11 protein-coding genes are annotated in these 13889 nt (G+C 36.7%); 7 read left to right on the top strand and 4 right to left on the bottom strand.

All coding sequences use genetic code 11. The annotated features are described in order from the left end of the window. The first annotated feature begins 723 nt into the window (after positions 1-723). The 4 genes from LVD15_RS09735 (at position 724) to LVD15_RS09720 (ending at position 6192) form a co-directional block, all read left to right on the top strand. The gene (locus LVD15_RS09735) at positions 724-1383 is read left to right on the top strand and encodes a hypothetical protein (protein WP_233780092.1); all 660 of its coding nucleotides are present in this window, start codon (positions 724-726) and stop codon (positions 1381-1383) included. A gap of 434 nt (positions 1384-1817) precedes the next feature. Continuing rightward, entirely contained in the window at positions 1818-2462 is a 645-nt protein-coding gene (locus LVD15_RS09730; protein WP_233780091.1) for a hypothetical protein, read from the top strand. Positions 2463-2672: 210 nt separating this feature from the next. Continuing rightward, on the top strand, positions 2673-4631 hold the full coding sequence (gene dnaK, locus LVD15_RS09725) for a molecular chaperone DnaK (protein ID WP_233780090.1): 1959 nt from the start codon (positions 2673-2675) through the stop codon (positions 4629-4631). A gap of 247 nt (positions 4632-4878) precedes the next feature. After that, positions 4879-6192 carry an aspartate kinase gene (locus tag LVD15_RS09720; protein ID WP_233780089.1) on the top strand — a complete coding sequence of 438 codons (1314 nt, stop codon included), beginning with the start codon at positions 4879-4881 and terminating at the stop codon, positions 6190-6192. A gap of 68 nt (positions 6193-6260) precedes the next feature. On the opposite strand, the gene LVD15_RS09715 is transcribed toward LVD15_RS09720, so the two are convergent. The 4 genes from LVD15_RS09715 to LVD15_RS09700 form a co-directional block, all read right to left on the bottom strand. Further along, a complete protein-coding gene (locus tag LVD15_RS09715) occupies positions 6261-7772 on the bottom strand; it encodes a sodium:proton antiporter (protein ID WP_233780088.1) in 1512 nt (503 codons plus the stop codon). 139 nt (positions 7773-7911) lie between these two features. Next, the gene (locus tag LVD15_RS09710) at positions 7912-9138 is read right to left on the bottom strand and encodes a Glu/Leu/Phe/Val dehydrogenase dimerization domain-containing protein (protein WP_233780087.1); all 1227 of its coding nucleotides are present in this window, start codon (positions 9136-9138) and stop codon (positions 7912-7914) included. Positions 9139-9191: 53 nt separating this feature from the next. Beyond that, positions 9192-10265 carry an anhydro-N-acetylmuramic acid kinase gene (locus LVD15_RS09705; RefSeq protein ID WP_233780086.1) on the bottom strand — a complete coding sequence of 358 codons (1074 nt, stop codon included), beginning with the start codon at positions 10263-10265 and terminating at the stop codon, positions 9192-9194. 74 nt (positions 10266-10339) lie between these two features. After that, positions 10340-11653, bottom strand: a complete 1314-nt coding sequence (locus LVD15_RS09700) for a nucleotide disphospho-sugar-binding domain-containing protein (protein ID WP_233780085.1) — start codon at positions 11651-11653, stop codon at positions 10340-10342. A gap of 225 nt (positions 11654-11878) precedes the next feature. Between LVD15_RS09700 and LVD15_RS09695 the strand changes: the two genes are divergently transcribed. The 3 genes from LVD15_RS09695 to bamG are packed head-to-tail and all read left to right on the top strand — an operon-like array spanning position 11879 to position 13872. Next, the gene (locus tag LVD15_RS09695; protein ID WP_233780084.1) at positions 11879-12091 is read left to right on the top strand and encodes an acetate and sugar kinases/Hsc70/actin family protein; all 213 of its coding nucleotides are present in this window, start codon (positions 11879-11881) and stop codon (positions 12089-12091) included. Further along, a complete protein-coding gene (locus LVD15_RS09690) occupies positions 12042-12590 on the top strand; it encodes a type III pantothenate kinase (protein WP_233780083.1) in 549 nt (182 codons plus the stop codon). The genes LVD15_RS09695 and LVD15_RS09690 overlap by 50 nt, the downstream gene beginning before the upstream one ends. After that, positions 12583-13872, top strand: coding sequence for a BamG family beta-barrel-assembly machinery protein (bamG, locus tag LVD15_RS09685; RefSeq protein WP_233780082.1), 1290 nt, complete (start codon positions 12583-12585; stop codon positions 13870-13872). Before LVD15_RS09690 ends, bamG begins: the two co-directional genes overlap by 8 nt. Positions 13873-13889 lie beyond the last annotated feature (17 nt).

Below are 13889 nucleotides of genomic sequence, written 5' to 3'. Positions count from 1 at the left end.
GAATTCACATTAACACTCTGTATTTAGCTAAATAAAAAAGCATATGCATACTCTTTATAAGCTTATAAATTAAAATTTTCAGGTATTAGTGATAGACTATCACACCACTTTAACTCTAAAGAACTGCGTTGATGGTAAAGAACACAAACACCTCCTTCTCTATCATTGACGAAGAAGGTGAAACTATTACCATCAGCTACATTATTTTCGGCTCTTTATTTTTCAAAAGCAGAGTCAGCTATTGATATATAGCTTTAAAGCTCTCTATCAACCGATTACGTCATAGCTCCTGCGCCATATAAGAAGTAAAGCATAATAATGGAAATAACTACAAAAAAGATATTGTCCTATTTAAGATATTTACAAATTCCCTTTCAAAATAGATCATTCCATCTATTTGTCACATATGGAAAATATCATGATTCCTATTTCAAATATTTCAAGCCAATTTAAGCATACTATATATACTCATTATTGCACATAATTAACAACCCATTTGCTATGTCTAACTATCCAAATTCTCAATATATTAATATTATACCATAATAAAGTATACACAAAAAATCAACTTCCAGCAAACTATTTTTCAAGAAAACGCACGCACATCAACAGTTAACAGATTGTTAATCAATTTATTATAACAGAATAACTAATTTGACCATAGCCTTTAAAAACAGGTCAGGTATTATTTTTTAATTATTAATCAAAATCAATTTTATGGCTATGAAAAGAATTAGTTACTTATTATTCGCATTACTCCTATCCTTCTCTCTTTTGAACTGCGCTGAAGACGGGGATCCGGGGCCTGCTGGTGCAGACGGAGCCGATGGTGTGGATGGCGTAGACGGAGTAGATGGTCAAGACGGCCAAGATGGATATGGCCTAGAAGAAATATCTAAATATGGCGGTTTTATGATATACCTAGATGGCACAAGAGCCGATGATGTTGCCTTTCAGGACACATCCTTCTTCCAGTTTGTCCCTGTAGAATATCTATCTTCCAATAATATTGTTAATGTATCAGGATCAACCTACACATATAATAATATTAGACGCTTCCTAAGTGCTCCAGATGACGTATATCAAGAATCATATTCAGTTCTATACCTAACAGTAGAGGATGGTGAAACACCTACATTTTCCAACTTTTCCATCAGTTTTCGTAAGGATGTTGTCACCTCAGACTTTAAAGTATTTGATTTAAATGACACCTATTCATCCTCAAGTTATACTGATTTAGTGATTGATGAATACAGTTACACTCCTAGCACTGGGAGATTATATTTCACATTTTCTTTCAATGTGGCCGGAAGCAATAATGGTACAGGAAATGATCTTCAGGTTTCTGGAGTAGTAGATATAATTGTTTTACAAACCTTGTGAAAATCAAAGCACGATCTTAAAAGATAAAGCATTAAGGCCGCTTCACAAATTTCGAAGCGGCCTTTTTATTCCATCTAACCTGATATTTCATAATAATTCATTCCCCCTTTAAACATTACACTCTCGCTGCTTCCGCAGTTTAGTACACCTCCCGTAAACTGATAATATCAAATGACATTTAATAACTAATTAAACTAAGTATATAGCAGTTTAACTTCTCTATCTTATTCAACGCATTAATTTTTTAATAAAAAACTCATTTTTCAAAAGTCTTCTGCTAGTCCTCAAACATTATATTTTCATTTAAATATCACATGTATGCAGAGCTAATCATTTGTTAACCAATTTATTATCAAATAATAACTAACTTATTCTAAACCGAGAAAACAGGCAGGGTATTATTCAAATCATTCATGAAAATCAATTATACGGCTATGAAAAAAATTAATTACTTATTATGTATGCTTCTTGTATCGTTCTCTCTTTTCAACTGTGCTGATGACGGGGACCCTGGCCCTGTAGGCGCTGATGGAACAGATGGAATAGACGGGCAAGATGGCGAAGATGGCGTTGGCTTTGATGAGCTGACCCAAGACGGCAATGTGGTATTATACTTTGATGGCACATTACCTAATGATATGGCATTTAGAGACACTGCTGATTACAAATATACTATGGGAATAATCTCTACGGCATCATATGACGAAGTAGATGAAATCGATAGGGTACAATTTTATAGATATAAAGAGCCCACCATACCCATTTTTGAAGTAGGCTCTGGCCTTTCAATAGGTTTTGAAGTGGACACATTAATTAATAGTACCGGTTTTACTTTACAAGAAATATACGTTGCCAACATAGTAAAGACTGATGACTTTAAAGCTTACTGGGTTTCCTTTGATAACGACCCGGATGACTCTTTCACAGTATCGGACTACAATTATGATACTAGCACTGGTATGTTCAGTTTTAATTTCACATTAACATCTTCTGCAGAAGATAACTCCACAGAGCACGAATTGAATGTATCCGGAGCAGTAAATATTAGAGTATATAGAGTAGAAGGTTCTCCTTCCTAATTCATCTGGTACATATTACCTGAAGAAGGGGCTGTCTCAAAAGTAACTTTTATGTCTAGTTACATTTTTTGAAACAGCCCTTTTTTATTCCAATTATGTCAGCCGCCACTGCCATACTGTCAGAGTCATTGCTTTGGCACAACCATTGATAAGTTGTAATTACGAAAAAAATTAGAAACGATTCATTAAATAAATAAGGACTTAATTATCATGGGAAAAATTATTGGAATTGACTTAGGTACTACCAACTCATGCGTGGCTGTAATGGAAGGTAGCGAGCCGGTAGTAATCCCCAATAGTGAAGGAAGAAGAACTACTCCTTCTATTGTAGCCTTTCTAGAAGATGGTAAAGGTGAACGGAAAATCGGGGATCCTGCAAAGAGACAAGCTATTACCAACCCTCATAACACCATAAGCTCTGTAAAAAGATTTATGGGTAAAAAATTCTCAGAAGTTAGCAATGAGAAAAAAGCCATGTCTTATGTGGTAGAGCAAGGAAACAACGACACTATTCGTGTAAAAATAGGCGACAGAAATTATACTCCTCAAGAGTTATCTGCGATGATACTTCAAAAAATGAAGTCTACTGCAGAAGATTATCTGGGTACTGAAGTAAAAGAGGCTGTAGTTACTGTACCAGCTTACTTTAACGATGCTGAGAGACAAGCAACAAAAGAAGCTGGTCAAATAGCAGGATTAGAGGTAAAAAGAATTATTAATGAGCCTACCGCTGCTGCATTAGCTTATGGTCTTGATAAAAAAGATCAGGACATGAAAATAGCAGTGTATGACCTTGGTGGTGGTACATTTGATATCTCTATTCTTGAACTTGGCGACGGTGTATTTGAAGTAAAATCTACTAATGGTGATGTACACCTTGGTGGTGATGATTTCGATCAAAAAATCATAAACTGGTTAGCTGAAGAATTCCTTAGCGATGAGAATATAGATCTTCGTAAAGATCCTATGGCTCTTCAAAGATTAAAAGAAGCAGCTGAAAAAGCTAAAATTGAATTATCAAGCTCTACAGAAACTGAAATAAACTTACCATATATCATGCCTGTAGATGGTGTGCCTAAACACTTGGTAAGAAAATTAACCAGATCTAAATTCGAGCAAATTTGCGATGATCTTATCAAAAGATCAATGGATCCTTGTAAAACGGCTCTTAAAGATGCTGGACTAAGTGCTTCTGACATAGATGAGGTTATCTTAGTAGGTGGTTCTACCAGAATACCTAAAATTCAGGAAGAAGTAGAGAAATTCTTCGGTAAAAAGCCTTCTAAAGGAGTAAACCCTGACGAAGTGGTAGCTATAGGAGCTTCAATCCAAGGTGGTGTGCTTTCTGGAGATGTGAAAGATGTACTTCTTTTAGATGTTACTCCTCTATCATTAGGTATAGAAACTATGGGTGGTGTATTCACTCCGCTAATCGAAGCGAACACTACTATCCCTACTAAAAAATCAGAGGTATTCTCTACTGCTGCTGATAGCCAGCCTTCTGTAGAAATACACGTTCTTCAAGGAGAGCGATCAATGGCTAAGGATAACAGAACCATTGGTAGATTCCACCTTGATGGTATTCCACCAGCACCAAGAGGGGTTCCTCAAATTGAAGTAACATTCGATATTGATGCTAACGGTATCATGAACGTATCTGCTAAAGATAAAGGAACAGGCAAAGAGCAAAAAATTAGAATCGAGGCTTCTTCTGGCTTAACTGACGAAGAAATCGAAAAGATGAAGCAAGAAGCTCAGGCCAATGCTGATGCTGATAAAGAAGCAAAAGAAAAGATTAATAAAGTAAATGCCGCTGATTCTTTAATCTTCCAAACTGAAAAGCAGTTGAAAGAGTACGGAGATAAATTATCTGAAGATAATAAAGGTAAAATCAACTCTGCTCTGGAAGAATTGAAAAAAGCGCATCAATCTCAAGATCTTGCAGCTATAGACTCAGCAATGGAAGGTCTTAACAAAGCATGGGAAGGTGCTGCTCAAGAAATGTATGCAGCTACTGGCGGACAACCTGGTGCTGATGCAGGTGCGGCTGATGCTGGCGCTGGCCAAGCAGGTGCTGATGCCAATGCAGGTGGATCTGACAGTGATGTATCTGATGTAGAATTTGAAGAAGTGGACGACAATAAAAAAATAATCCGCTTTTATAAATAAGCATGAAAGCCGCTTCAAGAAATTGAAGCGGCTTTTTTCATATCAATTCAAACTTGAACGCTACCTAATAATATATAAATTCAACCCTTTCTTTCCTAAAAATAAAATATTCCTACTCCCCTATTCATAAAAACATATTCGGCAAAAGCCTTGCTTCACCTCATTTTCTATCAAAAAAAGCCTCCTATTCAAGAATTTTAATATAATTCATCCTAATTTTGCGGCCTTATTTTAAAACGATTATAAAATGATTATCTACAAATTTGGAGGTACTTCTGTAGGATTACCAGAACGTATGCACAAAGTAGCTGACCTCATTACTGCAGATAACGAGCCTAAAATTGTGGTTCTATCCGCTGTATCCGGCACTACAAATTCACTAGTTGAAATTGGAGACTTACTTTTAGACAAGAAGCAAAAGGAGGCCAAGGGTAAGGTAGATAATCTAAAGAAGCACTACGACGAGTTTATTGACAACTTATTTAGCACAGAAGAAAGCAAAAACAAAGGCACTGAGCTAATAGACGGTTTCTTTGAAAACATATATGCTTTAACCAATATTCCTGATTTTAACGAGGGTAACAATAAAACTTTATTGGCCTTTGGTGAAATCATGTCTACTAATCTGTTTCATCAATATTTACTGGAGAAAGGTATTGAAAGCGGCCTATTACCTGCATTAGACTTCATGTCTATTGATGAAAACGCAGAGCCTGAAATAGAAGCTATTTCATCTAGGTTAAAAGCCCTTATCGACGGTCAGGATAAAAAGCAACTATATATCACTCAGGGTTTTATATGCAAAAACCATGAAGGAAAAACTGACAACCTTCAACGAGGAGGAAGCGATTATACGGCTTCATTAGTAGGAGCTGCCATCACGGCCAAGGAAGTTCAAATCTGGACTGACATAGATGGCATGCACAATAATGACCCTAGAATAGTAGACAATACTTTCCCTATTTCTGAGCTTAGCTTTGATGAAGCGGCAGAGCTTGCTTATTTCGGAGCAAAAATATTGCACCCATCATCAATATTACCAGCACAGAAGTACGGCATACCGGTTAGGCTTAAAAGCACTATTGACCACCAAGCTCATGGCACATTAATTAACTCTACCACTGGTAGTGCTGATATTAAAGCCGTAGCAGCTAAAGATGGCATCACTGCTATAAAAATTAAGTCGACCAGAATGCTATTGGCACATGGTTTCTTAAGAAAACTATTTGAGGTATTTGAGAAATATAAAACTTCAATAGACATGATTGCTACTTCTGAAGTGGCAGTTTCTGTTACTATTGATAACCTTACTCACTTACATGAAATAGTAGAAGAGCTGGAAAACTTCGGCTATGTAGAAGTAGACAATAATCAGAGTATTGTTTGTGTAGTAGGTAGTATGATTACCGAAAAGCAAGGTGTACTTACTAAAATATTTGATTCATTGGAAGATATCACTATTAGAATGGTTTCTTACGGAGGCAGTAAGAATAACATCTCTATATTGGTAGACAGCAAGCACAAAAATGATGCTTTAGTGAAGCTGAATGCCATATTTTAATAGCTAAAAGCATGAATAACAAAAAAGGCAGCTATAAGCTGCCTTTTTTGTTATTGTTCTCCTCAATCTTATCCTACAAAAGCAAAGAACACTAGCCACACTAGTATTAAGAGCGGAAGTAAGAAAGGAATTGAAAATCTTATTATGTAGCCAAAGAAACTTGGCATTTTAATTCCTATTTGCTCAGCAATAGACTTTACCATAAAGTTAGGTCCATTTCCGATGTAAGTGAATGCTCCAAAGAACACTGCTGCTATTGAAATAGCCTTCAGATCCAGGACACTATCATGAAAAACGCCTCCTTTAGCAAAATCAACCACCTGTGATATTGACCCAATATCTCCTCCCTGAGAAGCCATGGCTGCAGTTAAAAAGTTAAGATAGGTTGGCGCATTATCAAGAAAACCTGAGAGCATGCCTGTACCCCAATACAAAGTATTATGACTGATCAACTGAGAACCTTCCGGAGATGCAGCAAACCCACTTACAATAGCAAGTGCGGGCATCATGGTGCCAAATATACCTATGAAGATAAAGGCCACCTCTCTAATAGGCTCAAAGCTAAACTCATTTCCATCAATGGCCTTTTTATTAGCAAATTTGTAAGAAAAATATGCCACTGCCAGCATTATAGCCTCTCTAAGAAATGAAAACTTCTGTCCATCATAATGAATAGCTGGCACCCAGCTAATAACGTTAGGATCTAAAAACACCGAGCCTATAACCACTGCAAGCCATATGAAATTTCTAAATCCTACTAACTTCACTTTATTGGTATAGCTGATCTCTTCATCAGCCAGTCCATAATTTGAATTGTTTCTTTTATCTAAAATATAAAATACCGTTAGCAATAAAGCGAGAGCAAAAAACCATGCTCCTATGTTATGTTGAAGAGTCCAGAAAAAAGGAATCCCTTTCAAAAACCCTAAAAACAGTGGTGGATCTCCTATAGGAGTAAGTGAACCACCAATATTACTAACAGCAAAAATGAAAAAGATAATGTGATAGGCCTTTATCCTTGTTTTGTTTAAACGTATATATGGTCTTACTAATAACATAGAAGCCCCGGTAGTACCGATGAGGTTAGCCACTATGGCTCCTACGAAGAGTAATAAAACGTTAGCAATTGGGGAAGATTTCTTGTCGATATCTATCATGATACCCCCAGAAGCTATATATAACGATGCTAAAAGTGCAATAAACTGAACATACTCTGCTAAAGCATGTATAGGCCCATGTACGTTATGAAGGCCAAACAAGTAATATAGAACTACTAATGTAGCTAAAGCTATAGCTACCAACGGATAATTTTTATGCCAAAAATGCTCATAAAATAAAGGGCCTGTAGCGATCATTAAAAGTAACACTACGAACGGAATCACCGTCCATCCCGGAGGAGTATGGTGTTCTGCGGCATGTACTTCCTCTGAATGCTCTATTGATGGCCCGTGCTCTCCTTCCTGAACTACTTCAAGAGCACTTGCTTCTGCGATTCTAACTGGTTCATTCGCGCCATATGAAAAAATGGATGCGGTAAGTAATGAAAAAACCAGTAATAATTTAAATAGCGCTTTGCTCACCAATTTAAGTTTTTATTAATTCAAAGAATAAGTTTTGCGTGGGAAGGCATTTCGTTTAAATTCCTTCCTCTCAAAGGTATGCAATCTCCATAAATTAACATCTTTTAACATGTTAATTACAGACTAATTTTTAGTTCCTTTAAACTAACAGACTTAGAGCATAAGCAAAAGAAGTTTTGGCAATTTCTGTCTTTTTCGAATTTAAATTATAAGTTCTCTCTAAAGCTTGCCTAATTTTATCCGAGGTGTCTGAGAAGATGGCTTCGTCTTCCAAACTCACTTCACTCTCCATAAGATAAGCAAACACACGAGCCATACCACAGTTAGCAATAAAATCTGGAATAACAGAAAAATTACTATCTGCATAAAGCCCTGTAGGCCCAAAAAATATTTCAGGATCCGCAAAAGGCACATTTGCTCCGCAAGAAAAAACTTCTAATCCTGAATTGATCATTCTCTCTACCTGATCTCTGGTTATTAGCCTGGAAGCCGCTGCCGGTATAAACACTTCGAATTCAAGATCCCATATTTTTTCATTCATCTCTTCAAAAGGAATCATATCATCTGCCACCAGCTGATTACCCTTCCTGCTTAAAAACAAAGAAGTAATTTCTTCATGAGTAAAGCCTTTTTCATTAATCACACCACCATCTCTATCAATAATTCCGACAATCTTCACTCCCAATTGTGACAAATAAAAGCCAGCCGCAGCTCCTACATTACCCCAACCTTGAATTACAGCTCGTTTTTGGGTAATATCTCCTCCCCAAAGCGTATAATAATGGCGAACAGCCTCAGATACTCCGAAACCCGTAATCATATCTGCTACGGTGTATTTTTTAACTAATGAAGGAGAATACTTTTCTGATTCCAATACTTTAATCACCCCTTGGCGCAGCTGTCCTATGCGATTGATAATCTGTGCTTCTGTAGGCTGAAAATGACCGGTAAAAACACCTTCTTGCGGATGCCACACCCCTACATCTTCTGTAATAGGTATCACCTCATGAATTTCATCTACATTCAGATCTCCCCCAGTTCCATAATAATATTTTAGCAGGGGTTTAACGGCCGCATACCATCTTTCTAACACCTCGTGTTTTCTAGGGTCATTAGGATCGAAATTAATACCTGACTTAGCGCCTCCAATGGGTGGACCGGAAACGGTGAACTTCACTTCCATGGTCTTTGCCAATGAAATCACCTCATCTTTATCGAGGCCCTTTCTCATACGTGTACCTCCTCCGGCAGCTCCTCCGCGAAGTGAATTGATTACAACCCATCCTTCGGCATCAGTCTCACTATCGCTCCATTCAAATACTATTTCTGGTCTTTTATTTTCAAATTTCTCTTGTAGTTTCTTCATTTATATAAAATGTGATGTTTTTTAAACTGACAAACTTACCAAAAAAGATTTTCTCAAAACCCTACTTTAACTCCTCCACATGAATCAGAGCTGGCTCCTGTAACACTAGCAAGACAATTATTTTCGCCATTCACATTCAGCACCCCCAAAAAAGCAAATACTACGGCTTCTTTAAATGAAACAAGGGTAGCCCCAGGCACTAGCAGGGTATGATTACTACCGATCAAATCTCTCATTCTACTTATAAGAAAATCATTAAATGCACCGCCTCCGGTAATTAAAATTTTACCGCTACCTCCAGAATCTTTAATCACATTCACTATTTGAATAGCTGTATGCTCCACACAGGTACGCATTAAATCTTTAATAGCATAGGAAGGGGAATCCAGAAATGGAAAAAACTCCTTCTCTACCCATTCATAACCCAATGACTTGGGCCATGGCTGCGTATAATAATTTAAGACATTAAATTTTTCTAATAATTCAGGTATTAGCATTCCCTCCTCAGCTAACTTTCCTCTATCATCATATTCAAGATCTAGTTTATTAGCCAGGTAGTTTAGAATCATATTACAAGGAGAAATATCAAAAGCGATACGCTTTCCTTGTTTTTCAAAAGAGATATTGGCAATACCTCCCAAGTTGAGGCAATATTCATAGTCATGAAAGAGAAGCTTATCTCCAATAGGCACTAAAGGCGCACCCTGCCCTCCCAAAGCCACATCCATCGACCGGAAATCATAAATAACAGGCAGCTGGGTCACTGCACTGATATCATTACCATTACCTATTTGAGTAGTAAAATTCTTATCTGGCTGATGAAAGACAGTATGTCCATGCGAAGCTATAAAATCAACCTTCAAACTTTCCGCATCAATAAAATCTTTAACTACACTACCAATGTACTCCCCCAAAGAATGATCGAGTTCCTGGAGTTCAACAGCAGAAAGTTGAGTACTACCGACTAACGTTTTAAGTATTTTCTCCGGGTATTTAACCATTGTAGCCTTCTCTAAAGAAAAACTCCATGCTGAGTCCTTTGTGAAGTGACAGTAGGCTATATCCAGACCATCAAGCGATGTGCCTGACATGAGGCCAATTACTTTAAATTCAGTTTTTGCTTTCATTCACGCTTCATTTAAGAAAATTAGTATCCACTCTTATATTAAATACAAATTTTCAATTTGATGAATGCACGAATTTAGGCTTTAATCTGAGAAGTTATATAATCTACGGTTTGCTCATAAGAAGGAGACGACAATATTCTGTTTTTCATGTTTCTAATATTGACTCTACAATCACCATCTTCCAGTATTGCTCTCATTTTCATCCTCAAGCTATCAGCAGTTTCCTTTTTAATATTGCCTCTTAATCCTAGCGAATGATAAAGCACTCTGGCTGCATTTCCTGGCTGATCGAGCCAATCAACTAAAGGAACCACAAGCATGGGCACCTCATTAAGTATGCATTCCATAACACTATTTACGCCTCCATGCGTAATCATAAGCGCAGTACGTTGCAGTATATCCACCTGAGGTACAAATTCAAAAAGAAATACATTTTCCGGAAAATTAGCTAGCTTTTCTTTAGAAAAATAAGAGTACATGTTACCCCCTGAAAGCACAAAATGGTACTCAGGAAAACTCTCTGATGCATCTATTAATCTATAAAAGAAATCTAATACAACATCACCTTTACTTAAGGTTCCAAAAGAACAATAAATAATAGGCTTAGCCTCTACCTGTGCTTTTTTCTCATCATAGTTTTTCTTGGCAGCAGGAATATACCCAGAATGCCATTGATCTTTAAACCCAAGAAAGAACTGATTTTGTTTGGCTTCATATGGGAAATTAAATTCGTTAGGAGGAAAAACTATTTCCGGAACGTTGCTTAAACCATAATGTAAGAAGCGGTCTTTTGTTATTACCTGATTCCCTGCCTCCTGGCTATTAGCAAGTTTCTCTTTTATAAGTAATAATTCATCAGTTTTATGCTTCGCTAAATTCCTAAAGAATTTCATGCGCCTCCTTAGAAAATATTTTTGCCACAGCATTTCTATTTTCATCTTAGACCAAAATGTATTCTTAGGAACTACTTCAGAGTTAATAGGAGGCACATTTTTCTGTTTCTCTAAAGGCAACATAGTCTGAGCATGCATAACCGAAACACCGTGCTTTTTAACATGAAAATTGTAATGTAAATACGAAGTATCTAGAAGCATTAGATCAGGCTTAACCCTTTTGAAGACACCCTCAAATGGATCATTGTGCTTATAATCTCGCACAAACTCCTTAAAAATCTCCTTTGACCTCTTCAAATGAACATCTACGGGAGATGAGATTAACTTATGATCATTTTCAATAAAAGTAAAATTATTACTTTCAATGAAATTTTTCATAGAATCTGGCCCCACATAAGCCACTTCATGCCCCTTCTTCTGAAGTTCATTAGCCAGCCTAAAAGTAGATAAATGATGACTCTTAGTGTTCAGTATACAAAAAATGACAATACTCATTAAAAAAATTAGTTTTGAGACATACTTGTAGTATTTCCAACATCTACAAAACTAATCAATTAAAATAATGTTCATTATAGATTATTATTTATAATTAATATATCATTCATATACATTATTTAGATCTTTTACTTTTTTAAACATTAATTCAAGGCCTATTATGAAATAAGCTGATTTCATATCTCACATCAAATATGTAAGTTTGAAACTTAAAATATTTCCACATTGAATTTAACGGTTGACTTCGGCAACACTTCTATAAAAGCAGCCCTCTTTGAAGGTTCAGAGCAAAAGCAATTGTTCTCTAATCTTAAGGAGGAGGAACTGAAAGCCATTGAAAAAGACTTTGCCCCTGAGCATATTATTGTAAGCACGGTGAGCAGAAGTTATGAAGATGTATACACTTTCTTTCACAGAAAGGACATTTTTTTTTCTTGAATACAATTTACCTCTTCCCTTTACCATTGATTATAAAACTCCTCAAACACTGGGGCGTGATAGAGTGGCGGGAGTTGCTGGTGGCCAATACATATTTCCGAATGCAAATACGCTTGTTATAGATTTAGGTACATGCATTACCTATGATATTATAGATGCTAAAAATGTATACCACGGCGGGGGCATTTCTCCTGGCTTGAAAATGAGATTCAAATCATTACATAATTTCACAGCCAAACTACCGTTAATAGAACCTACTAACGATTTTGAACTCATAGGACAGTCCACCAAAGAATCTATTCTTTCAGGAGTAATTAACGGAATGATCTCCGAAATAGATGGAATAATTCGGATGTATACTGACAAATTTGCACATTTGCAGATTATTATGTGTGGTGGAGATGCCAAATTCTTTGAAAACAGAATCAAAGCTAACATATTTGTAGCCCCTGAATTGGTATTAACGGGCTTAAACAGGATATTACTTTACAATGTATAAACTAAAATCAGGAATTTTATTAGTAGTTACTCTGTGTCTCTTCACATCTGTAGCTATAGGACAGGCTTCCAAATCTCCTTTCACTTCTCGCGGAATAGGTGATATCAATGACATGGGGTTAATTCATAATAAAGGAATGGGAGGTGTAGGTGTGAGTAATGGTACCCCTTGGAATATCAATAATCTTAACCCGGCATTACTTCCTTATAACTCACTCACTATTTTTACTGCCGGTTTTTTAGGAGAATACCGGGAGATAAGTAACGAAACCACTTCAGAAACTAATTCTGGAGGTAACTTAAGCTATTTGGTAATATCATTACCTATTAAGCCAGGAAAATGGACTTCATCTCTTGGCCTAATGCCTTACTCTAACGTTGATTACACTAACAGCTACTATAGCTCGGTTGCCAATACCAGCGACTCCGTGAGAGCTCTTACTACCTCTACCGGTAGTGGCGGCTTTAATCAACTTTATTGGTCTAACGGTGTAGCTTTAAACAAGAACTTTAGTGTAGGCTTAAAAATTACATACCTTTTCAGTAGTATTGAACGTGAATTAAACAATACTATTGAAGGTTTTTCTGACGGAGTTTCTTACACGCCAAACCTTTTAACTCGTACCAGTGTTTCTGATTTTATGTTTAGCGGTGGTGTTGCATTTAGAAAAGACTCCATTTTTAATAACAGAATTAGGTTCAACGCAGGAATAACTTACGATTTAAAAGCAAATGTAAAGGCAAAAAGGTACATTGCGACTGAACAACTGGTGGGGAATCAAGCCGCAATAGCAGACACATTATCCTATGAACGTGGCGAAATTGTGCTTCCTCAGGCGTTAACCGCTGGTTTTTCATTTACCAATGGTTATAAATGGACTGCAGGAGTAGACGTAAAACTACAACAGTGGTCAGATTTTAGAAACTTCAGTGGTAGTGATGATGGAATGAAAAACTCCTATCGCGTAGCTGTAGGAGGGGAATTTACTCCAGATTATGCTTCTGTAAATAGTTATCTCAAAAGGGTGACTTATCGCTTAGGTTTGAGTTATGAAAATACACCTTATGTACTTCCTAATCCTGAAACCGGAGAGCAAGTAACAGATCTTGGCATCAATTTTGGCTGGTCATTACCAGTAGGCCGCTTGTCAAGTCTAGATTTTGCCTTTAAAGTGGGTAAAAGAGGAAGCATTAGTGATAACACTATAGAAGAAGACTACTACCAGGTTACCCTGGGCTTTAACTTTAACGACCAGTGGTTTATCAAAAGAAAATATGATTAAGTAATAATTTTTAAGAA

Source organism: Fulvivirga maritima (assembly GCF_021389955.1).
Classification (GTDB): domain Bacteria; phylum Bacteroidota; class Bacteroidia; order Cytophagales; family Cyclobacteriaceae; genus Fulvivirga; species Fulvivirga maritima.
This window is presented reverse-complemented; position numbering and strand designations above follow the sequence as displayed.